This window comes from Pararobbsia alpina (genome assembly GCF_965118125.1).
Classification (GTDB): domain Bacteria; phylum Pseudomonadota; class Gammaproteobacteria; order Burkholderiales; family Burkholderiaceae; genus Pararobbsia; species Pararobbsia alpina_A.
Window position 1 is genome coordinate 3,684,462 of sequence record NZ_OZ221287.1, and the last position, 23,183, is coordinate 3,707,644.

Annotated in this window: 18 protein-coding genes; 11 read left to right on the forward strand and 7 right to left on the reverse strand. The window is 62.7% G+C overall.

Going from position 1 to position 23,183, the window contains the following annotated elements; translation table 11 throughout:
* Positions 1-68 precede the first annotated feature (68 nt).
* The 10 genes from ACMFWR_RS15940 to ACMFWR_RS15985 all read left to right on the forward strand — a co-directional run bounded on the left by ACMFWR_RS15940 (position 69) and on the right by ACMFWR_RS15985 (position 11,997).
* The gene (locus tag ACMFWR_RS15940; protein ID WP_413194926.1) at positions 69-1,532 is read left to right on the forward strand and encodes an aldehyde dehydrogenase family protein; all 1,464 of its coding nucleotides are present in this window, start codon (positions 69-71) and stop codon (positions 1,530-1,532) included.
* Between the two features lie 95 nt (positions 1,533-1,627).
* On the forward strand, positions 1,628-2,725 hold the full coding sequence (locus ACMFWR_RS15945) for a maleylacetate reductase (protein WP_413192574.1): 1,098 nt from the start codon (positions 1,628-1,630) through the stop codon (positions 2,723-2,725).
* 153 nt (positions 2,726-2,878) lie between these two features.
* Complete coding sequence (locus tag ACMFWR_RS15950; protein ID WP_413192575.1) at positions 2,879-4,234, forward strand: ABC transporter substrate-binding protein; 1,356 nt, start codon at positions 2,879-2,881, stop codon at positions 4,232-4,234.
* Entirely contained in the window at positions 4,231-4,959 is a 729-nt protein-coding gene (locus ACMFWR_RS15955) for an ABC transporter ATP-binding protein (RefSeq protein WP_413192576.1), read from the forward strand. Before ACMFWR_RS15950 ends, ACMFWR_RS15955 begins: the two co-directional genes overlap by 4 nt.
* Entirely contained in the window at positions 4,956-5,699 is a 744-nt protein-coding gene (locus tag ACMFWR_RS15960) for an ABC transporter ATP-binding protein (RefSeq protein ID WP_413192577.1), read from the forward strand. Before ACMFWR_RS15955 ends, ACMFWR_RS15960 begins: the two co-directional genes overlap by 4 nt.
* A complete protein-coding gene (locus tag ACMFWR_RS15965; protein ID WP_413192578.1) occupies positions 5,696-6,559 on the forward strand; it encodes a branched-chain amino acid ABC transporter permease in 864 nt (287 codons plus the stop codon). Before ACMFWR_RS15960 ends, ACMFWR_RS15965 begins: the two co-directional genes overlap by 4 nt.
* A gap of 56 nt (positions 6,560-6,615) precedes the next feature.
* Positions 6,616-7,734: a branched-chain amino acid ABC transporter permease gene (locus ACMFWR_RS15970; protein WP_413192579.1), complete on the forward strand. Its 1,119-nt coding sequence runs from the start codon at positions 6,616-6,618 to the stop codon at positions 7,732-7,734.
* A 106-nt stretch (positions 7,735-7,840) separates the two neighbouring features.
* The gene (locus ACMFWR_RS15975; protein WP_413194927.1) at positions 7,841-8,143 is read left to right on the forward strand and encodes a Rieske (2Fe-2S) protein; all 303 of its coding nucleotides are present in this window, start codon (positions 7,841-7,843) and stop codon (positions 8,141-8,143) included.
* A 206-nt stretch (positions 8,144-8,349) separates the two neighbouring features.
* Positions 8,350-10,686, forward strand: coding sequence for a TonB-dependent siderophore receptor (locus tag ACMFWR_RS15980; protein WP_413192580.1), 2,337 nt, complete (start codon positions 8,350-8,352; stop codon positions 10,684-10,686).
* A gap of 66 nt (positions 10,687-10,752) precedes the next feature.
* Positions 10,753-11,997, forward strand: coding sequence for a helix-turn-helix transcriptional regulator (locus ACMFWR_RS15985; protein WP_413192581.1), 1,245 nt, complete (start codon positions 10,753-10,755; stop codon positions 11,995-11,997).
* Positions 11,998-12,163: 166 nt separating this feature from the next.
* Here ACMFWR_RS15985 and ACMFWR_RS15990 read toward each other — a convergent pair whose 3' ends face one another.
* From ACMFWR_RS15990 to ACMFWR_RS16010, 5 genes are all read right to left on the reverse strand, one after another.
* Positions 12,164-13,570 (reverse strand): MFS transporter, encoded by a 1,407-nt coding sequence (locus tag ACMFWR_RS15990; protein WP_413192582.1) that lies wholly within the window; start codon positions 13,568-13,570, stop codon positions 12,164-12,166.
* Between the two features lie 318 nt (positions 13,571-13,888).
* The gene (locus tag ACMFWR_RS15995; RefSeq protein ID WP_413192583.1) at positions 13,889-15,532 is read right to left on the reverse strand and encodes a methyl-accepting chemotaxis protein; all 1,644 of its coding nucleotides are present in this window, start codon (positions 15,530-15,532) and stop codon (positions 13,889-13,891) included.
* Positions 15,533-15,852: 320 nt separating this feature from the next.
* A complete protein-coding gene (locus ACMFWR_RS16000) occupies positions 15,853-17,136 on the reverse strand; it encodes an MFS transporter (protein ID WP_413192584.1) in 1,284 nt (427 codons plus the stop codon).
* Positions 17,137-17,450: 314 nt separating this feature from the next.
* Complete coding sequence (locus ACMFWR_RS16005; protein ID WP_413192585.1) at positions 17,451-18,209, reverse strand: 2-keto-4-pentenoate hydratase; 759 nt, start codon at positions 18,207-18,209, stop codon at positions 17,451-17,453.
* Positions 18,206-19,408 carry a pyridoxal-phosphate-dependent aminotransferase family protein gene (locus ACMFWR_RS16010; protein WP_413192586.1) on the reverse strand — a complete coding sequence of 401 codons (1,203 nt, stop codon included), beginning with the start codon at positions 19,406-19,408 and terminating at the stop codon, positions 18,206-18,208. Before ACMFWR_RS16010 ends, ACMFWR_RS16005 begins: the two co-directional genes overlap by 4 nt.
* 189 nt (positions 19,409-19,597) lie before the next feature.
* On the opposite strand from ACMFWR_RS16010, the gene ACMFWR_RS16015 reads away from it, so the two are divergent.
* Entirely contained in the window at positions 19,598-20,344 is a 747-nt protein-coding gene (locus tag ACMFWR_RS16015) for a GntR family transcriptional regulator (protein ID WP_413192587.1), read from the forward strand.
* 140 nt (positions 20,345-20,484) lie between these two features.
* Here ACMFWR_RS16015 and araH read toward each other — a convergent pair whose 3' ends face one another.
* The gene (gene araH, locus ACMFWR_RS16020; protein WP_413192588.1) at positions 20,485-21,474 is read right to left on the reverse strand and encodes an L-arabinose ABC transporter permease AraH; all 990 of its coding nucleotides are present in this window, start codon (positions 21,472-21,474) and stop codon (positions 20,485-20,487) included.
* 75 nt (positions 21,475-21,549) lie between these two features.
* A complete protein-coding gene (araG, locus tag ACMFWR_RS16025; protein WP_413192589.1) occupies positions 21,550-23,049 on the reverse strand; it encodes an L-arabinose ABC transporter ATP-binding protein AraG in 1,500 nt (499 codons plus the stop codon).
* Positions 23,050-23,183: the final 134 nt, after the last annotated feature.

Below are 23,183 nucleotides of genomic sequence, written 5' to 3' on the forward strand. Positions count from 1 at the left end.
GACACGCCGAAAGAGAACTGCTTATGAATACCGCCCGAAGTGTCGAATTCGATAATCGCCAGTCGACCATCCAGACGCAATTGTTTATTGGCGGGCGCTTCGTGGCCGCCGAAAGCGGCGAGACGCTTGCCGTACTCAATCCGCACGACAACGCGAAGATCGCCGATATCGCACTGGCCGGCAAAGCGGATATCGACCGGGCCGTGGCCGCCGCCAAGGCCGCGTTCCCGAAGTGGAGCCGCATGGCGGCTGCCGATCGCGGGCGCTTGCTGCTCAAGCTCGCCGATGCGATCGAGGCGAACGGCGAACGCCTCGCCTGGCTCGAATCGCTCGACACCGGGCACCCGATTCGCGACACGCGTTTTCTCGACGTGCCACGCACGGCGGCGACCTTCCGCTACTTCGGCGGCATGGCCGACAAATTTGAGGGGTCGGTCATTCCGGTCGAACAGGGCTTCCTCAATTACTTGCTGCGTGAACCGGTCGGCGTCGTGGGTCAGGTCGTGCCGTGGAATTTCCCGCTGATGTTCACGAGCTGGAAGATGGCGCCCGCGCTTGCCGCAGGCAATTGCGTGGTCATGAAGCCCGCGGAACTCACGCCGCTGTCGAGCCTCGCCATTGCCGAGCTGATGGCCGAAGTCGGATTCCCCGAAGGCGTGGTCAATATCGTGCCCGGCCTCGGTGGCGTTGCCGGGCAATATCTGGCCGAGCACCCCGACGTCAGCAAGATCGCGTTTACTGGGTCCACCAAAATCGGACGTGAAATCGTCAAGGCATCGGCCGGCAACCTCAAGAAGGTGCAGCTCGAACTCGGCGGCAAGGGCGCCAATATCGTGTTCGAAGATGCGAACCTCGACGCGGTGCTGCAGGGGTCGGCTTTTGCAATCTTCCACAACCAGGGCCAGGCCTGTATCGCCGGCTCGCGGCTCATCGTGCATCGCTCGCTGGCCGACGCCTTCACCGAGCGCTTTATCAAGCTCGCCGGATCGATCCGTGTGGGCAACCCGCTCGATCCCGACACCGAGATGGGCCCGCTGACCTCGCAGCAACACCGCGATCGCGTGCTCGCGTATGTCGATATCGCGCGCGAGCAAGGCGGTGAGATTCTCACCGGCGGCGCCGCGCCGTCAAACGCGGCGCTGGCCAACGGCTGCTATGTCGCACCGACCGTCGTGCGAGCCAGGCCCGATGACCGTGTGTGTCAGGAAGAAGTGTTCGGTCCGTTCGTGACAATCAACACGTTCGATACCGAAGAGGAAGCACTCGCGATCGCGAACGGCACGGAGTACGGCCTCGGCGCGGGATTCTGGACACGTGATCTGCAACGCGCGCACCGTCTCGCGCGCGATATCCGCAGCGGCATGGTGTGGGTCAACACGTATAAGCGCGTCAACCCGGGCTCGCCGTTCGGCGGCGTCGGCTCGAGCGGGTACGGCCGCGAGATGGGCTTCGATGTCATGCGCGAGTACACGCAGGCCAAGTCGGTGTGGATCAATGTCGACGCGCAGACACCGCCGTGGTATCCGCGTTGAGTCAGCCCGTGCGGCGGCCGTGATGACGGCGTTGACTTCGCCATCCATGCCAACCAGGACGACTACGCCGCTCTAAAGATCTTGCCGATATCGCCATGAACGACTTCATCTACAACGGCCTGCCCTCCCGCGTGATATTCGGCGCGGGGAGTCTGCAGCACCTCGAACGCGAGCTCGATCGCCTGGGCCTGCGACGCGCCCTCGTGCTGTCGACCCCGCAACAACGCGTTCAGGCTGAAGCGATCGCCGCACGACTCGGCGACCGCACAGCCGGGGTCTTTGCCGATGCAGTGATGCACGTTCCACTGTCGGTCGCACGAGAGGCACGTGCAGTCGCCGACCGGCTCGGCGCCGACTGCGCTTTAGCCGTCGGTGGCGGCTCGACCACCGGACTCGGCAAGGCGATCGCTCTCGACTCGGGGCTGCCGATCATCGCCATCCCGACGACATATGCGGGCTCGGAGATGACGCCGATCTATGGCATCACTGACGAAGGCATCAAAAAGACCGGCCGCGACCCGCGCGTGCTTCCGAAGACGGTGATCTACGATCCCGAACTCACCCTGTCGCTGCCGACGACGATCTCCGTGACGAGCGGCATCAATGCGATTGCGCATGCCGCTGAAGCGCTCTACTCGCAGGACGCGAACCCCATCACGGCGATGATGGCCGAGGAAGGGATCCGTGCGCTTGCGTCGGGCCTGCCCTGTCTCGTGCGTCGCCCCACCGATATCGGCGCGCGCAGCGATGCGCTCTATGGTGCGTGGCTCTGCGGAGCGGTACTCGGCTCGGTCGGCATGGCGATCCATCACAAGCTCTGCCACACGCTCGGGGGCAGCTACAACCTGCCTCATGCCGAGACGCACACCATCGTCCTGCCGCATGCGCTGGCCTACAACCGCGAGGCCGCGCCCGAAGCCATGACACGCATTGCACGCGCGCTCGGCTCGGACGACGCAGCACAAGGCATCTACGACCTCGCCAAGGCGAATGGCGCGCCCGTGTCTTTGCGCGAACTGGGATTCAAGGAGGCTGACCTCGCGACCGCGCTCGATATCGCGCTTCGCGATCCGTACTGGAACCCGCGGCCGCTCGAGCGCGAACCGCTCGCCGCGTTGCTGCGTGACGCGTTCGAGGGCAGAAGGCCGGAAGTCGCGCGAGCGGGTGCGGCCGAGTCCGTCGTGCCGCGATGACCCGGCTCCGCGGGTGAAGCCCATGTCCAGTAGCCCATGAGGAACGCGCTTGCCGGGAAATATGGACGCACGGATGTATGTGAAGTAGCGCTTATGCAGTAACACACAAGCTGGTACGCACACGCTGAAACGCACAATAACCAGGAGACAATCATGACCGAGCACGACGCAAAAGACCCGATCGATGGCGCGCAGTTCGAGACCCTCGCCGATCAGGACAACCCTGCCGGGCAACCCGCCAGCGACCGCCGTCGCCAGATGCTGAAGCTGGGCGCCGGCGCGCTGGTCGCCGGCAGTCCGCTGCTGTCGACGCTCGCACGCGCGGCTTCCGCACGCACGATCAAGATCGGTTACGTCTCGCCGCAAACGGGACCGCTCGCTCCCTTCGGCGAAGCGGACCGCTTCACGATCCAGCAGATGCAGACGGTGCTCAAGAACGGCATCAGCGTGGGCGGCAAGACGTTGCCGGTCAGTATCATCGTCAAGGACAGTCAGTCCAACCCGAATCGCGCCGGCGAGGTGGCCAGCGATCTGATCCTGCGCGAGAAGGTCGACATCATGCTCGTGAGCGGCACGCCGGAGACCGCCAACCCGGTCAGCGATGCATGCGAACTCAACGAAGTGCCGTGCGTGTCGACGGTCGTTCCCTGGCAGCCATGGTTCTTCGGGCGCAAGGGTGACCCGAAAAAGGGCTTCAATTTCACGTACCACTTCTTCTGGGGCCTCGAAGACGTCATCGGCGTCTACACAGGCATGTGGCAGTCGGTGCAGACCGACAAGGTCGTGGGCGGCCTGTTCCCGAACGACGGCGACGGCAATGCATGGGGCGATGCGAAACTCGGCTTTCCGCCGGTGCTCACGCAAAAGGGCTTTACGCTCAAGGACACCGGACGCTTCCAGAGCATGACGCAGGACTTCTCGTCGCAGATCTCGGCCTTCAAGCAAGTCAACGCCGACATCATCACCGGCGTCGTGATCCCGCCCGACGCGAAGAACTTCCTCGTGCAGGCCCGCCAGCAAGGTCTCAAGCCGAAGGTCGTGTCGATCGGCAAGGCGCTGCTGTTCCCGAGCACGCTCGAAGCGCTCGGCGATCTTGGCGAAGGCCTGTCGACCGAAGTCTGGTGGACGCCGATGCACCCGTTCAAATCGTCGCTGACGGGTCAGTCCGCGAAAGCGCTCGCCGACGACTACGAGAAGTCGACGGGCAAGCAGTGGACACAGCCGATCGGGTTCGCGCACGCGCTCTTTGAAATCGCCGTCGACGTGTTCAAGCGCACCAAGGATATCGACTCGAATACGGCGATCCGCGATGCGATCGCATCCACCAAGCTCGACACCGTCGTGGGCAACGTGACTTGGGGCAAGGGTCCGGTGCCGAACGTGGCGAAGACGCCGCTGGTCGGCGGTCAGTGGGTCAAGGGACAAAAGACGCGCTTCGACCTCGCGATCGTCAACAACCAGCTCGCACCGGCGATTCCTGTTTCTGCTCCGTTGAAGCTCTTGTCATGACCACACTGCTGTCACTTCGCAACGTCTCGAAGCGTTACGGTGCGCTGACCGTGACCGACAACATCAGCTTCTCGGTCAGCGAGGGCGAAACGCTCGGGATTCTCGGGCCGAACGGCGCGGGCAAGACCACGCTGTTCAACCTGATCAGCGGCGATACGCGCGCCGACTCGGGGAGCGTCGAGTTCGCCGGCACCGATATCGGCGCGCTGCCGCCGTATGCGCGCTGTGTCGCCGGTATCGGCCGCTCGTACCAGGTGCCGCGCCCGTTCGGCAATATGAGCGTGTTCGAGAACCTGCTCGTTGCCGCGACGTATGGCGCGCAAGCGGGCGAGGACGAGGCGTACGCACTCTGTGTCGATGTGCTCGACCACACGGGGCTGCGAGCGAAAGCGAACCGCCCTGCGGGCGCGCTGACGCTGCTCGACCGCAAGCGGCTCGAACTGGCGCGTGCGCTCGCAACACGCCCCAAGCTGCTCTTGCTCGACGAAATCGCGGGCGGCCTCACCGAGGCCGAAACGCACTCGCTGGTCGCCGAGATCAAACGCGTCAAGCAGCAGGGTGTGACGATTGTCTGGATCGAACACGTCGTGCATGCGTTGCTGGCGCTCGCCGATCGCTTGCTCGTGATCAACTTCGGTAAGCACCTTGCCGAAGGCGCGCCAGATGCCGTCATGAATGATCCTGAGGTGCGTCGCGTCTATCTTGGACTGGAGGCCGCAGCATGAACACCCTGCTGGCGACACATGGCTTGACGGGCGGCTACGGCGATTTCCAGGCGCTGTTTGGCGTCGATATCGAAGTCGGGCAAGGTGAAGTGGTCGCGCTGATCGGTGCGAACGGCGCGGGGAAGTCGACCCTGCTGAAGACGGTCACCGGGCTGCTACCCGCCAAGGCGGATCAGGTGACGTGGCGTGGCGCGCCGATCGGCGGCATGCCAGCCGAGCGCATCGTCGGACTCGGCCTTGCGTTGGTGCCCGAGGGACGACGTTTGTTTGCGAGTCTGACGGTCGAGGAGAATCTGCTGCTGGGCGCGCAAGCCAACCGTGCTCGCCGCAACACTCGGGGCAGCACTCAGCGCGCCGCGCAGCGATGGAACCTCGACACGATCTACGCGCTTTTCCCGATCCTCAAGGAAAAGCGTCATCACCCATCGACCTCGCTGTCGGGCGGGCAACAGCAGATGGTTGCGATCGGCCGCGCGCTGATGAGCAACCCGAGCCTGCTGATGTGCGACGAGCTGTCGCTCGGTCTTGCGCCGATCGTCGTGCGCGAGATCTACGAGGCGTTGCCGGCGATCGTCGCTGACGGCATGAGCGTGTTGATCGTCGAGCAGGATGTGCAGCTCGCTCGCCGCGTGTCGCAACGGTTCTATTGCCTGCAGGAAGGCCGGGTGTCGCTGAGCGGAACCTCCGCCGACGCGTCGGATGCCGACATCGCGAACGCCTACTTCGGAGTCGCAGCATGATCGCACTCGCCAATATCCTTGTACAGGGCGTGCTGCTCGGTGCGCTCTACGGGCTGTTCGCCATGGGGCAGTCGCTCGTGTTCGGCGTCATGCGCATGACCAACACGGCGCATGGCGACTTTATCGTGCTGCTCGTGTTCGGTCTCGTCGCGCTGACCGGCTACGCGCACCTTCCCCTCGCGCTGGCGATCGTGCTGTTGCTCGTGATCGCGTTCGGCTTCGGGTTCGCGCTTCAGTATCTCGTGCTGAACCGCGTTGCCGTGCGCGACCCGTTGCCATCACTGATCGTCACGTTCGGCTTGTCGATCGTGATTCAGAACGTGCTGCAGCAGCTCTTCTCGGCTGACCCGCGCTCAATCGCAACAGGAGGATTCGAATCGGCCAGCGTGACCTTCGGCGGCCTCACGATCGGATATCTGCCGCTGCTGACCCTCGTCGTGACGGTCGCGTTGACGTTCGCGATGCAGTGGCTGTTCGGCAAGACGGGGCTCGGGCGGGCCTTTCGTGCGACCTCGGATGATCGCGACATCGTGCGGCTCATGGGTGTCTCGCACAGACGCACTTTCGCATTTGCGATGGGGATCGCTTTTGTGCTGATCGGCGTGGCCGCGACGCTGTATTCGATGCGCACTGCCGTGTCGCCGAGCGACGGTCCGTCGCTGCTGCTCTATGCGTTCGAAGCCGTGATCATCGGCGGCATGGGTTCGTTCTGGGGTACGTTCGCCGGCGGCGTGTTTCTCGGCATCGCGCAGCAGATCGGCTTCTACATCGACCCGGGCTGGGGTATCTGGCTCGGCCACGTGGTGTTTCTCGCCGTGCTCGTCGCACGCCCGCAAGGGTTGATGCCTCGCACGCGCTAGTCCAATTTGAACCACGCACCTCGAACTCGTCGACGTGCCTCCGCAAGAGTGAAGTCATGATGAATGCCGTGCGCCCTCCTTTCGAAGTCCGACGCGCCACACGAGCGAGTCATATCGCCAGCCTCGTGCTGATCGTGCTCGCGATCGTCGTCGCCTCCATGCCGTTCTGGGCAGGGCGCGACGCATTGCGTGACTTCACGCAGATCGCGTCGTATTTCGTCTTCGCGATGATGTGGAACCTGCTCGCCGGCTATGGCGGGATGGTATCGATCGGGCAACAGGCCTATCTCGGCCTCGGTGGCTATCTGATGCTCGTGCTGGCCAACGTCGTCGGTCTGTCACCCTTCGTATCGGTGCCGATCGCCGCTGCATTGACCGCGTTGATCGCGGTGCCGGTCTCATGGATTGCGTTTCGCCTGTCGGGCGGGTACTTCGCCGTCGGCACGTGGGTCATCGCCGAAGTGTTCCGTCTCGGCTTTGCCAATATCTCGGTGCTCGGCGGCGGATCGGGCACGAGTCTGACGGGCCTGCGCAGCATTTCGCGCAGCACGCGCGAATCGATCACGCTGTGGCTCGCGCTGGCGATCGTCGCGTTGACGATTGCACTGGTCTACCGCTTCCTGCGTTCAAAAACCGGCCTCGCCCTGACCGCGATCCGTGACGATGCGGTTGCCGCGAGCAGCCAGGGCATTCATGTTGCGGGCACGCGCCTGCTGGTTTATCTCTGCGCGGCGGGAGGTGCGGGGCTTGCAGGCGCACTGTATTTCGTCGGCAATCTGCGCATTTCGCCCGACGCCGCGTTCTCGGTCAACTGGACCGCGTTCGCGATCTTTATCGTCATGATCGGCGGGCTCGGCACGCTCGAGGGACCGATTGTCGGCACGCTGCTGTTTTATTTGCTCAACAAGTTCCTGTCCGACTACGGCACGACCTACCTGATCGGACTCGGCTTGCTCGCGATCGTTGTCACGATCTTCTTTCCGCAGGGGCTCTGGGGCTATGTCTCGCGCCGCTTCGGCATCGAGTTCTTCCCGGTCAGCCGGCGGCTCGTGCTGCCACTTGCAGCGGGCGATGTCTCGAACGATGCGCTGAGCCATGCGCAAGCTGCGCCCTCTGACGCGGCCACCCTCGGCGAACAAAACACGGCGCTTTCGCCGTCACATGCCAATCATTGAGTGCCGGGTGCGGAACCGACGTATGGACATGACATCGAAGGACGAGGCTGGGCCGCTGCACGTGGAGGCGCAAAGCACCGCACCGTCCGACACGCAACGGCTGTGCATGCTCGACGACATCACCGACGGCGGCGCGATCGCCGTTCAGGTCGACGACAAGACGCAATACATCGTGCTGCGCCGGGGCGACGCAGCCTGGGCCTATCTGAACCGTTGCCCACACTTTTCGATCCCGCTCGATTTCGAACCCGGCGTGTTTTGCACATACGACGCGAACATGCTGATGTGCGCGCATCACAGCGCGATGTTCCGGTTTGAAGATGGCCTCTGCGTCGATGGCCCGTGCGAAGGCGCGGCGCTTACCCGGATTGACGTCTTTGTCAGTGAAGGTCGTGTGCTCCGCTTGTAAAACGTTGTAACGCAACTCTGTCCCCGTCCGGGATGAATCTGTCGATGCCGCTCGTTTATCAGTGGCTTCGCACAATCGAAGTGATTCTCATTTGCCAGCCCCTTTCGGACACCGCGCGGCGACGCCGCATGCGGTGGGGGCCGACTCACGTCCGCGATTCACACACGCGGGCGCATGACGAGCTGCACTCGGACACAGGACAACGCATGACGAACAACAAGACGCTCGACGCACGATCACGCACGCCCCGACGCCATAGCCAACGCACAGCACACGCTACGCGTCACACACACGAACTCGCAGGCGCATACAAAGCGGCGACACCAACGGTGCCGCGCCGCCGTATGCCGACCGTGCTTGTCGGATTGATGGCCGCGATGCCAGTGCTTGCATTCGCGCAGCAAGTTGCCCAGGCGAATCCGTCCGCCTCGCCATCAAGGTCCGGATCTGCAATCGATGCCGGCACACTTCCGGTGGTTCAGGTGCAGGCGCCGTCGGGCGCCCCATCGTCGGATAACGTCAACGACCCGAACCAGATCACCGGCGTCAGCAAGACCGGTACGGCACTCAAGGACTTGCCGCTCAGCGTGCAGGTCATTCCGTCCACCTTGCTTCAGGAGCAAGGTGCGACGATGCTTCGACAAGGGCTCTCCAACGCAAGCGGCGTCAACGTCGGCGGCCAGGACACGAAGGGCTACTACGACCACTTCCTGATCCGCGGCCTCAATGCCCAGATCTTCAACGACGGCTTCTCCGACGGCGACCTGCTCGGCGGCATTTCGCACTCGCTCAACGGCGTCGAACGCATCGAGGTGCTCGAAGGCCCGGGCTCCGCACTGTTCGGCAGCGGGCCTCCGGGCGGCACGATCAACATCGTGCACTTCAAGCCCTCGGCCGAGTTTCATGCAGGCGCGCAGGTCGAGGCCGGCTCGTTCGGCACGGTATCGACAAGCGGCTATGTGACCGGCCCGACCGCGATCAGCGGACTCAACTATCGCGTCGATGCGACCGTCTCACGTGCCGATGGCTTCCGTGACCTCGCGAACCGCGATGAGGAAATCCGTCCGTCGTTCGAATGGAAGCTCGATGATCACACGATCGATTTCTCGGTCGATGCACGCGAGATTCACGAGACCCCGGACTCGTACGGCATTCTGTATTTCCACGGCACACCGCTGTCGAACGTGTCGATCGATTCGAAATACTCGACACCGTTCGCCTTTGCACGCGGCACCTATGTGCGCCCGACGCTGACCGACCAATGGCGGATCAACGACTTCCTGACCATCAACAACCGTCTGTCGTACCTGCACCGCAGCCTTGACGTGCTCGGCAATGGCGACAGCACGAGCACGAAGGTCAGCGGCGATGAAGTGGTCGGACGGCAATTGCGTCAACAGGACGACTCGGACAACAGCATCGACTATCAGCTCGAGCCGGTGTGGAAGTTCGCAACAGGTTCCGTCCACCACACGCTGCTCACGGGCTTCGAATATCAGCACGAGATCATCGACACGGAACGCAGCACCGCCGATCTGCCGAACATTCCTGACGCGTTCAATCCGGTCCCGCCGGAAACGTCGACGGTCGGCCTCAAGTTCCTGTGTGATGCGAAGCACTCGTGCGACAACGATCATCTCGTCGCGAACAACTACAGCCTTTACGCGACGGATCAGATCGACGTGACCGATGCGCTCAAGGTGCGCGCCGGCGTGCGCAAGGACTGGTGGGACACGTCGCTGACACCGAACGTGACCGTCCCGGGCCGCTTCGATTCGGAAGGCCAGCCACTCATCGCCGGCATGACGCAGACCCGCGACGATGCGCCGGTCAGCTGGAATATCGGCGTGCTCTACAAAGCGCTGCCGTGGTTGTCGCCGTATTTCGGCGTCTCGAAGAGCCATCTCGCGAACTTCAACTCGGAGAACACCCAAAACGGCATCGGCGCGCCCGAGTCCGCTTTGCAATATGAAGCCGGTATCAAGTTCTCGTTCCTTGATGACCGTTACGTGCTGAACACGGCGCTGTTCGATGTGTCACGTGACAACGTCGCTGCGGCAACCACGATCAACGGCATCGAAAGCGTCGTGTTCGACAGTCAGCGCACGAAAGGTGCCGAAGCCTCGTTCGACGCAAGCCTGACGGATGCCTGGCATGTCGTCGCCAATGTGACAGCGCAACACGCGGTGATCACCGACAACCCGCAGGGCATCTCCTCGGTCGGCAACCATCCGCAAGGTGCGCCCGCCTACATCGCCAACCTCTGGACGACCTACGACTTTGCGATCGCGGGTCTGTCGGGATTCCACGTCGGCGCCGGGGTCAATTACCAGAGCCAGACGTTCAGCGACATCACGAACGTCAATTCCATTCCGTCGTATGTGATCTTCAATGCCGCGTTCGGCTACGAGGCGCATTCATGGGGCATCGACCTCAATGTCCATAACCTCACGGATCGACGCTACTTCATCGCTGCCAATGCGGCCGGCGCCTATGTCGGCGACCCACTGAGCGCGTTCGTGAACCTGCACACGCACTTCTGATGTTTTGTGCGTCGCCCCGCGCGCTCTGACCAAAGTCAATAGGGAGTTGAGTGCGCGGGGCATTCGTTGTTTAGTCCGACACAGTTGCGTGTCGCCGTGTGCCAGTGGCGGAGACGAATCGGTCATTTCGACACGCTCGTTTCGACGCGAATTGTCGGCAAAGCAGCGTCGTTTTTCCGCACTCGGGCGTTTTTGAGGGCTCGGCGGCAAACGGAAGTCTTCGCTAGAATGGCTGCAGCGATCGGGCAGCGATCGCCCTCAGCAGCAGAACGCACACCGGTAATGAACCCTTACGCCACGGCCCGCGGCGCGTTGATTGCGCCCCGTCAAAGCATCATCCACAGCCATTTCGATGTCGAGTCACACTCGCCTCGGAATCGGCTGCTCGCGTGGCGTGAGCGCGTCGGACACGTGATCGATGTCGTGCCGTCGCTGTCTGACCTCAAACATCCGTTCTCGGCGTCGATCGAGCGGTACAGCGTCGGTCGTTTCGTTTTTACCGATTGCCGCTCGGACGCGATGTGGCTCGATCGATCGCTTGCCCGTATCTCGAAGGATTCCATTCGCACGTTCGCCTTTCACGTATTTCTCGACGGCGAAGTCGATAACGTCGCGGTGCATGCATCACAACGCAACCAGACCACCACGTCGGCGAGCCTGCTGGCGCTTCATCTCGGCCAGCCCGTTCGTATGCGTCGTAGTGCGTGCCGGGTGCTGACACTGTTTGCCCCGGTTGAAGTCGCCGCAGAGATCTTCCCCGACCCTGAAGCCATGCACGGTCGCGGCATGCGCAACGATTCGCCGCTGACGCGCCTGATCGTCGAGCATGTGACCGAGCTGAGCCGGACGATCCACCGCATGGACGCCGATCTCGCCGAGCAGAGTTTGCGCACCGGCGTTGAATTGCTGGTCGAGGCATTCGGCAAGCAAGCAGGGTTGCGCGGCAATGCGCGCGCTGCGAAGCGCGCTGCCATGTTCGGCAGCGTGCGTCGCTACATCCACGATCATCTGTTCGATGATTCGCTGACACCCGACACGGTGCTCGACGCGTTGCAATTGCCGCGTCCCACGCTGTATCGGATGTTCCAGCACGAAGGCGGGCTGGGCGCCTACATCCGTCACCTGAGGCTGCGTCAGGCGGCAGATGACCTTGCTCACCGTCCGCACCTGAGCGTGACGGACATCGCGTACGGCACCGGGTTCTCGAGTCCGTCGGATTTCACGCGCGCGTTTCGCCGCGCGTACGACATCGCGCCGCAGGATTTCCGGGTCGCATCGCGCGAGACCGGTCACATATTGACGCCGGCATAGGCAGCGTCCTCGCTTAGCTACCGTCCTCGCTTAGCTACCGTCCTCGATTAGGTAGCGTACTCGCCTCGGTAGCGTCCTCACCTAGTCAACGTACCGGCTTAGGCAAGGACCCGGCTCGAATCGCGAGCGCGCTTAATCCGTCACCCGACTTTGCAGCACCCCGGGGTCAAGTCGTCGCACGTTGTTCGTCAAACATCGCGAACGCGCAGAAACTCACCAAACACGCAGGCGCGACATACCACGTGATCGACATGGGGTCGCCCGTCCATTTGATCAACGCCGTGACGACGAACTGCGCAGTGCCGCCGAACAATGCGACGCCCAAGGCATAAGACAGCGCCACACCGCTCGCGCGCACGCGCGACGGCAGCCGCTCGAGCACGAGCACGGTGCCCGCGCTCGCGCCCAGCGCGATCACGATACTGATCGCTGCAATCGCGATCAGCACCGGACCTTCGTCGTGCGCGTGCGTAAAGACGTAAAACACCGGCACCACAAGCAGGGTCGCGAGTCCTGACGTTATCAGGAGTAAGGGCTTGAGACGAGTCAGCCGATCCGCAAGCATCCCCGACACCGGCGAAAGGATCACGAGCAGCAGCGCCGACAAAGCCGATGATCGAAACCCCACGATCGCAGGCAGATGCGTCACGCGCGTCAGATAGCTCGGCATGAAATAGACGATCGTGTAGACCGGTATGGTTCGCCACAGCATCATCAACGTCGCCAGCACGACCGGTGCGCCGAAGTCGCGACAGAGTTCGACGAACGGGGATCGATCCACAGTCGATGTGGGTGCCGCCACCGGTATCGCCGTGGACGCCGATGCCGATGCCGATGCCGATGCCGATGCCGATGCCACTGGCAGTGTGGCCGTTTGTACGACTGCGACCGGCGTGTCCTGCGTCGATGACACCTCGGGAAGACTGCGGCGCACGTAAAAGCCGATTGGCACGATCAACAGGCCAGCGAGAAACGGAACGCGCCAGCCCCATGCGGCGAAACTGGCTGCCGGCATCGAATGCGTGAGTACCAGGCCAAAGCACGCGCCGAGCAATGCGGCCGCGCCCTGACCGGCGAGCTGCCAGCTCACGACATAACCGCGACGCGCGCGCGGTACCGCCTCCATCGCGTAACTGGCTGCCGCACCGATTTCGCCGCCGGCGGCCAGCCCTTGCAGGAGTCGCCCGGCCAGGACGACGATCGGGGCCGCAACGCCAATGCGCGAAAACGGCGGGCACAACGCGATCGCGGCCGTACCTGCGGCCATCATCCAGCTTGTCGACAGCATGGCCGCACGCCGCCCGACGCGATCGGCGTACCGGCCGATCCAGACCGCGCCGACGGGCCGGGCGAGAAACCCGGCGCCAAACGTGCCGGCGGCGAGCAACAGCGACGTCAGCGGGTTTGCAGCGGGAAAGAATTGCTCGCCGATAACGGCGGCAAACAGCCCGAACACCGTGAAGTCAAACAGCTCGATGCAACTGACAAGCGAAGTCGCAACAATGACCTTCGAGAGCCGATGCGTTTCACCTGCGATAGCAGATTGGGGCGTGACGTGTTCGTGTTGCTGCATGAACTTCTGACGACGTGGCGGTGATAAGCGCGCGGTGGACGGACGCAATAGACAGTGGATAGACCCGTGCACGCCATGTACAGCGGGACCGCTTCTGCGCCCCCTCGCACAGGGCTTGTTGCAAGCCTACCGGCAAAATATCACAGCCAAGAAAAAAGGCGGGCCGCGCATGCGGGCCGCCTTGAAGCTTTGAACATTCCAACGTTGAGGCCAAGAGGCTTTGGGGCATTGAAGCACTCAAGCTTCGACGCCTGGGTGCCTCTGGGCTTTAGCGAGCCACCGATCCGACGTATCCACGAGTCGACGAGCTAACGAGCCTCAACGCGCGGGGCGGAAGTCCATGCGCATATTGCCCGTGGCACTCGTGTGACCCGATGAGCGACCGCCGAATGCTGCTCGTGCTTGCTGCTCGATGCGGAACACCGCCACCGCATCGCTCAGGCGTTGTGCCTGATCTTCGAGCGAGGCCGCAGCTGCGGCGGCCTGCTCGACGAGCGCCGCATTCTGTTGCGTCACGTTGTCCATCTGCGAGATCGCGATATTGACCTGGTCGATGCCGTTGCTCTGTTCGCTCGATGCAGCCGCGATTTCGTTCATGATCGCGCTCACGCGATTGATCGCGGCAACGATCTCGCTCATCGTGGAACCCGAGCGCTCGACGAGCGTGGCGCCCGTTTCGACACGCTGCGTCGAATCGGAGATCAAGCCCTTGATTTCCTTGGCCGCCGTCGCGCTGCGTTGCGCGAGCGAGCGCACTTCGCTTGCGACGACTGCAAACCCGCGGCCCTGCTCACCGGCGCGTGCCGCTTCGACGGCCGCGTTGAGTGCAAGGATGTTGGTCTGGAACGCGATGCCTTCGATCACGCCGACGATGTCACCGATGCGGCGCGAGTCGTCGACAATGTTCTGCATCGTGCCGACCACGTCGCGGGCCAGCTTGCCACCCTCGGCAGCCAGGCTCGACGCGCCGTCGGCAAGCTGGGTCGCCTGACGGACGTTATCGGCCGTCTGCTTCACGGTCGACGTCAGCTCTTCCATGCTCGCCGCGGTTTCTTCGAGCGACGCCGCCTGCTCTTCAGTACGTTGCGACAGATTGGTGTTGCCCGATGCGATCTCGCTCACGCCGACATTGATCGACTCGGTCCCCGTGCGCACGACGCCCACGGTCGCGATCAGCGAGTCCTGCATCGTGCTCAGCGCAGCGCTGAGCTTGCCCATTTCGTTGTTGCTGCGCACCTCGACCGTGCCCGTCAGATCGCCGGCCGCGATACGGCCAAAGCTCTCGACAGCGGCATCGACCGGCTTGACGATCGAATTGACGAGCCAGATTCGCGCAAACAGCGACAACAGCAAGGCAGCGCCGATACCGATCGCGACCGCGATGATCACCATCGAGAACTGCGATTGCGCCGCCTCGTAACGCGCCTCGCCGATATCGACCTGGCGCTTCTCGAGTTCGAGCATCGCCTTCTCGTACGCCGAATACAGCGGCGAAAGCTTGTGCGCCTGAAATTCGTTGAACGCCGCCTTGTCGCCGGCCTTGAGTGCAGCCATCGCCGGATCGATGCCGGTATGCAGGAACGCGTCACGCTTCTTCTGCATATCTTCGACAAGACTGCGACCGCCCTCGTCGTTGCCCACTTGGGCAAGATAGGCGTTGAGTCGCTCGTCCGAGAGCTTGATGTACGTGTCGGCGCGCTTGAGCACGGCGTTCGCACCATCCGCGTCATTGATATCGACCAGCGACTGATACGTCGCGAGCGCGAGACGCAGGCGGAGCAACTGGCCTGAGCTGCCCTCAAGATTGGCCACGGCTGGCGTATCGACCGTGTACATCTGCTTGAGCGAGCGATTGGCCGAGTTCAGCGACAGCACGCCGAGCAAGGCACCCGCAATCAACGCAAGGCCGAACAGGCCGATGATGGCGTTGACGCATTGGCGAATCGAGAGGTTCTTTAACATGAGTGAAGTTCCACGACCCGAACGAAACCGCGGCGCCGGCTTTGTCCGGTTCTCATCCTTTCAATGTGATACATCGACACCTACGTTTTGCATACACTTCGCGCCGGCGCATCCCATTAACTACGGCCGATTTCTGTAAAACTTTATTCATTAGACAGATAGAGCGCGAAAAAAAGCGCCCGTAAAAACAGGCGCTTGGTGCATGCATAGTGTTTAGCGATGCGCTTTCCGCATAGGGGGAGTCGGGTCCGGCCCGGTTCGGCCATCTCGCCGCCCCGGAACCGCCCCGCAAGACAATGCTGCCCGCGAATCCAGCCGACTTAGCTGTAACGCGGCTCGGTGGCTTTCCCTGCTTCGGCCTCGGTTTCGAGCTGGCGCTCGGGGCGCATCACGAACGCGAGTACCGTACCGATCAGCATAAGCACCATCAGCACGACGAACGGCAGGCTCCAGTTCCCGGTGCGGTCGATGATCCAGCCGCCGATCACGGGGCTGACGATCGCAGCACCCGCCGAGCCCATATTCATGATTCCCGACGCCGTGCCCGAGTATTTCGGCGCGATATCCATCGGCACGGCCCACATCGGTCCGATCGTCATTTCGTTGAAGAAGAACCCGGCACTCAGCGAGATCGCGGCGAGCGGCACGCTGATATTCGGCACCAGCAGGATCGGCAGCAGCGACAGGAACGTCAGCATCATGCAGATCGCGACCATCCAGTTGCGCGCGAGGCGCAGCTTGCCCGTGCGCATCAGCACGCGGTCGGTGACCACGCCGCCGAGCCAGTCGCCGATCACGCCGGCGAAGAACACGCCCGACGAGAACACGGCCGACTTGCCGAGCTGCATATGATGGCTCTGCTGGAAGTACTGCGGAATCCACGTCAGGAACATCCACAGCACCCAGCCGTAGCAGAAGTACACCACCGTGACCGGCAGCATGCGCGCCAGAAGCGGGCCCCAGGGCACCGGCGTCTGCGCGCGATTGCCGCTGTAGGCCGGGAGTGCATCGGCTTCCTCGGTGGAGATCCGGCGGTGTTCGCGCGGATTGTCGCGGAAGTACCAGCCCCAGACGAAGGCCCAGATCATGCTGCCCGCGCCGACGATAAAGAACGCGCCACGCCAGGTGGTGGTCAGCATCAGCCAGGTGACGAGCGGCGGCGCCACGGCATTGCCGATCCGCGAGGCCGCGTGCGTGATGCCCTGCGCAAACCCGCGGCGCTCGGGAACCATCCAGTTCGACATCGCGCGCGTCGCGGTCGGGAAGGTCGCGCCTTCGCCGAGGCCGAGCAGCAGGCGCGCAAACACCATCGACACGATGCCCGTGGCGAAACCCGTCAGGATCGTCGCACCCGCCCACGCGATCGCGCAGACGGTCAGCGTGCGACGCGGCCCGAAGCGATCGCCGAGCCAGCCGCCGAACACCTGGATGATCAGGTAGGGATAGGCAAAAGCGGAAAAGACAAACCCGATCTGCGTATGCGAAAGCCCGAACTCGGGGCCGAACTGCGCGGCCGCGGTGCTGACATTCACACGATCGATATACGTGATGCAGTACATCACGCTTAGCAGGAGAAGCACCTTCGTGGTGACACGGCGAAACATCAGAAGCTCCCGTATTTGGCCCGCTGCCGCGTGCGACGCCGTGATGTGGCGCGTCTCCCGTGGTGCCTGGCTGTTCTGGTCCAGATCTTTTCGTTGATCGTCGGGCTGACCCCGGCAAGGCGGCCAGCTTAGCCAATACTGCGTGACAGGTTCATGTAAGGTCTTACTGAACTGTCACGGTTCTGCCACTGAACGCATCGTCGGGAGCCGGATCTGGTCCTGATCCCAATCCCGCTGCGTCCTTGCCGGCCACGCCGCGCGCTGCGCGGACTGGGCCGGGTGCCACCCTGGTATCACGCCGCTTATCACGACACCTAAGCGAGCGTGTAATTCACTTCACCGATTCCGTCGATGGTGCCGCTGACGGCACCCCCGGCCTGCACAAACTGGCAGCCCGTATACGAGCCACACGTCAGCACATCACCGGCGGCGATGGTTCTGCCGCGCGCGAGCAGGTCACGCACAAGCCACGTCACAAGACGCCGCGGGTCGCCGCACGGATTCCGTGCCGGCCCCTTGAAGATCTCGTGCGCGCCGCAACGAAACGCCACGGTCGGCTCGAGGTACGGCAGGTCATCGCGATACGGCACGCCTTCGTTGACGACCAGCGCGCCGTTGTTCTGCAAGTCGGCGAGCTGCGCGAGCTTGGGTGTCTTAGGGAAGTCCGCGTAGCGGCTGTCGACGACTTCGCTCGTCACGTGAACCGTCGCGATGCGCGAGAGGATGGCGGTATCGTCAAGCGACGCGAACGATGCATCGACCACGCTGCCGAAGCGGAACGCAATTTCGAGCTCGAGGCCGACACGCGCAAACGCGCCGAACGCAAGCGTCGCCCCGTTGCGCATCACTTTGTCGGCCGGCAACGCGGCGAACTGCGGCGCCGCTTCGGGCGAGCGTGCCCCGATCTTGTAACCCGCGGATCCGCCCAGCGCAGCGATCGTGATCGCTTGCGCGGTGTACGCCTCGTCATTGTCCGCCGGCACGAGATCGTCCGGCACCGTGTCGAGCGTCGTGCCCGCACGGCGTGCGTCGATCAGCAAACCCGCCAGGCGCCGCATCCGGTCGTCGTTCATCGTCCAGCCGTCTCCGCGAGATAGTCGATCGCTGCCTGCACGCCGCCACGCTGATGCGGCACGCCGGCCTTGATCAGACCTGCTTCGATGCCGGCCAGCGAGCCGAGCAGCGTCAGGTCGTTGAAATCGCCCAGGTGCCCGATCCGGAACACCCAGCCCGTTACCTTGCCCAACCCCTGCCCGAGCGACATATTGAAGTTCTCGAGCACGACCTTGCGGAACGCATCCGCGTTGTGGCGGCCGCCCTTGCCGTCTTCCGGCATTACGATCGCTGTCAGCACCGGGCTGTACTCCGCCGGGTTCTGGCAGAGCACCTCGAAGCCCCATGCGCGCACGGCGCGACGCGCCGCCTCGCCGTGACGCTGATGGCGCTTGAATACCTGATCCAGCCCTTCCTCGAGCAGCATGTCGCACGCTTCCGACAAGCCGTACAGCAAATTCGTCGCCGGCGTGTACGGCCAGAAGCCCTTCTCGTTCATCGCGAGAATTTCTTCCCAGCCCCAATACGCCTTGGGCAGCGTCGCCTGCTTCGATGCCTCGAGCGCCTTCTTCGAGATCGCATTGAAGCCCAGACCCGGCGGCAGCATCAGACCCTTCTGCGAACCGCTGATCGTGACGTCGACGCCCCACTCGTCGTGGCGGTAGTCGGCCGAGCCGAGACCCGAAATCGTATCGACAAGCAGCAGCGCCGGGTGACCCGCGCGGTCGATCGCCGCACGCACCGAGGCGATATCCGACGTCGCGCCCGTCGACGTCTCGTTATGCACGACGCAGACCGCCTTGATCTGGTGCGCGGTATCCGCTTTCAGACGTTCTTCGATTTTGGCGGCATCCACACCATGACGCCAATCACCAGAAATCAATTCCGCATTTAATGCAAGCTTATCGGCCAGCTTTTTCCAAAGTGTCGCAAAATGGCCTGTCTCGTACATCAATACGTGATCGCCAGCTGATAGTGTATTGACCAGAGCGGCTTCCCACGCGCCCGTGCCGGACGAAGGATAGATCACGACCGGATTATCGGTTTTGAATATTTTCCGAATCGACGCGAGTACTTTTATTCCGAGCGATTGAAATTCCGGACCTCGATGATCGATGGTCGGATAATCCATTGCCCGTAAAATGCGATCTGGAACCGTGCTGGGTCCCGGTATTTGGAGAAAGTGGCGACCGCTGGGATGCGAATTAAGCTTCAGCATGGTTCCTCGACGCGTGGTGGTATTTGGTATTTTGCATACCATACTCGCGCCCGATGTCCTTTGCAATCGTATGAGTAGCGTTCATAAGGTTTCTGCCTGAGCGCCGACTGTGGCGCTTACCCGTATGGACGATTGTAATTTTGTGCCCTTAATATTTTGGTAAACCCTGATTCGAAAACGAGCCACGATATGACGGACAACGGCATACAGAATCCCAAACTGAAGGGTGTCAGTAAGACGCCCGAACTCGAAGCCGCGCTCGAAGGTATTCGCAGCGTGACGATCGAGCGGCCGGTCTTGCATGCGGCGGTCACGACCGCCCTTCGCAAGCTGATCGTCGAAGGCACGCTGCCGCCCGGCACGCGCCTCAATGAGCGCGACCTTTGCGCGTCGCTCGGCGTCTCGCGCACCCCGCTGCGTGAGGCGCTCAAGGCGCTGGCGGCCGAAGGCCTGATCGAGCATCAGCCCAATCGCGGCGCCGTGGTGCCGGTGCTCAGCGAAGCCGACATCATCGATGCGTTCGAATTGCTCGGATGCCTCGAAGGGTTCGCTGGCGAGCTGGCTTGCGCGCGCATCACGCCCGAGCAACTGGCCGAAGTGAAGGCCCTGCATTTCTCGATGCTCGCGTGCTACGCGCGCGTCGATCTGCCCGGCTACTACGCGCTCAATCAGCAGATTCACGACCTCATCAATGAGATCGCCGGCAATACGTCGCTGCGTCAGACCTATCAGTCGGTCAATCGCCGCCTGCAGGCTTTGCGCTTCCGGTCGAATCACGATCCGAAGAAATGGCAGCGCGCAGTGTCCGATCACGAGAAGATGATTGCCGCGCTCGAAGCACGCGATGGCGCGATGATGTCGGCCATTCTGCGCTCGCATCTGAGCGAGAAGAAAGACGCTGTGCTCGCAGCCATGCGGACGGTCGCAGCGGCTTGAAGCACTAAGGCCGGAACGCTGAGTCTGAACAGACTCCGTTCAACGACACAAAAACAATCGGGCCGTCGCAAGTGATTCGCTATGCGATCACTTGCGACGGCCCGTTGTGTTTGCAGCGCTGTGTTTGAGGCGCTGCGTCGTTACACGATGCGCTTGCTGCGACGGAAGCGGTCGAACAGCACGGCGAGCAGCAGAATGCCGCCGCGAATCAGGTATTGATAGAACGTCGGCACGTTGAGCAGGCTCATCGCGTCCTGCACCGAGCCCATGATCAGCACGCCGACCAGCACGCCCGAGATCGTCGCGACGCCGCCGGTGAGCGACACGCCACCCAGCACGCAAGCCGAAATCACGCCGAGCTCGAGGCCGACCGACGTCTTCGGGTCACCCAGGCTCATCCGCGATGCGAGCATGACGCCGGCAAAACCCGTCACGAGGCCCTGCAGCACGAACACCAGCACCTTGATGCGCATCACGGGCAGGCCGGCGAGGCGTGCGGCGTCGGTATTGCCGCCGACGGCGAGCACGTTCTTGCCGAACACCGTCTTTCTCAGAAGGAAGCCGAAGATGATGAAGCCGACGATCGTGCTCCACACCGGGTAGCCGATGCCGAAGATATCGCCGCCGCCGAGGTCGAAGAAGCGCTCTTCCGAGATCATGACGGCGTCGCCGTTCGACGTGATGTACGCGAGGCCGCGCACGACCTCCATCATCGCGAGCGTGACGATCAGCGAGTTGATTTCGAAGCGTGCAACGAGCACGCCGTTGATCAGGCCCACCAGGCCGCCGGCGAGAATGCCGGCCAGAATGCCCAGCGTCACGCTATGCGACGCGGTGATCACCGTCGACGCGACGACACCCGAAAACGCGACGATCGACGCGACCGAGAGATCGACCTCGCCGAGCGCGAGCACGAACATCATCGTGACCGCGATCGAGCCAATCAGCGTGACCGACAGCAGCAGGCCCTGAATATTGCGCACGCTTGTGAAGCCCGGCACGGCGACCGACAACACGATGAGCAAGATCAGGAACACCATGACGATGCCCGACTTGTTGATAAGGTCCCACATGCGGGCCGTGCGCGCACGTGCGCCGGGCGCGGCGTTAGGTTGAATGGAAGTGTTCATCGATAAATTCCTAAAGAATGCTTCTGCCTTCAGTCTCGCTATCTGTCGCTCTTTATCAGTGGCGCTTGATCTGTCTCACTGCGGCAAGGCGAGCTTGATCAGCTTCTCGGGCAACGCTTCAGCCTTCGGTAAATCGCCCACGAGCTTGCCCTGCTTCATGACCAGCACGCGATCGGCGACGCCGATCACTTCAGCAAGGTCGCTCGACACGACGAGCACGGTGCGGCCGGTCTCGGCGAGCTGATACAGCAGGTTGTAGATTTCCGCCCGTGCGCCGACGTCGATGCCGCGTGTCGGCTCGTCCATCAGGAACACGTCGATTTCCTCGGCCAGCCAGCGCGACAGGATCACCTTCTGCTGATTGCCGCCCGACAGCGTGCCGATCACCGTCTCGCCCGTGCGCGTCTTGATCGCGAGCTTGTCGATGTACTCATCGGTCGTTTGCGCCTCGCGCTTATCGTCGAGGAGGAAACCCATCGGACTATGGTGGCGCCGGCAGCTGATATTGAGGTTGTCGCTGACGGATGCGATCGCGACGATGCCTTCTTGCTTGCGATCTTCGGGGCACAGTGCCAGACCTGCTCGCACGGCGTCGCGCGGCGTGCGGAAGTTCGTCACTTTGCCATTCAGGCGGATTTCGCCGCCCGTGGACTGCTCCGCGCCGTAGATCAGCTTCATGAGCTCGGAACGCCCTGCGCCGACGAGCCCGAAGAAGCCGACGATCTCGCCCTTGCGCGCGGCGAAACTCACCGGTGCAGTCAGTCCGGGACCCGTGAGGTCACGAACTTCGATTTGCACATCGCCATATTCACGCGTGCGGTAGCCATACACGTCGGTGATCGAGCGCCCGACCATCGCGCTGATCAGCGTATCGCGATCGAGATCCTTGACCGACTCGTACGTCGACACGCGCTTGCCGTCGCGGAACACCGTCACGCGATCGCAGAGCTCATAGACCTCATCCATGCGATGGGTCACGTAGATGATGGCGCGCCCTTCGGCGCGAAGCTGCCGGATGATCGCAAAAAGACGTTCGGTTTCGCGCGACGACAATGAACTGGTCGGTTCATCGAACGCGATCACGCGCGCATTGCGCATCAGCGCCTTACCGATTTCGATCATCTGGCGTTGACCGATCGACAGCGCCTTGACGGGCGTCTGCGGGTCGATCTTTTCGCCGAGGCGCTCGAGTTCGCTGATCGCGCGCTTCACGAGCGTGCGTTCGTCGAGCACGCCAAAGCGGTTCGGCAACTGGCCGAGCATCAGGTTTTCCGCAACCGTGAGCTCAGGCACCAGGTGGAGTTCCTGGTAAATGATCGCAATGCCGGCGTCGATCGCCGCCTTCGTCGATACGAAGGTCTGGGCCTTGCCATCCAGATGCAGCGTGCCGCTTTCGGGATGATTCACGCCCGAGAGCACCTTGAGCAGCGTCGATTTGCCCGCGCCGTTCTCGCCCATGAGCCCGTGCACTTCGCCGGCACGCACGTCGAGCGACACGCCGCCGAGCGCGAGCACCCCCGGAAAACGCACGGAGATGTCATCGAGGTACAAATAACTGTCGTGTGGTGCGCTCATCGATGTCCGTAAAAAAGCGGCGCGCAGGACGAATCGTCCATGCGCGCCTCGAGGCCTTCTCGTTCAGTTTCGATACAAGACTACTTCGACAATGCGTGCGCCGATCTCACCGGACTCGCGCATCGTCGCTTCGT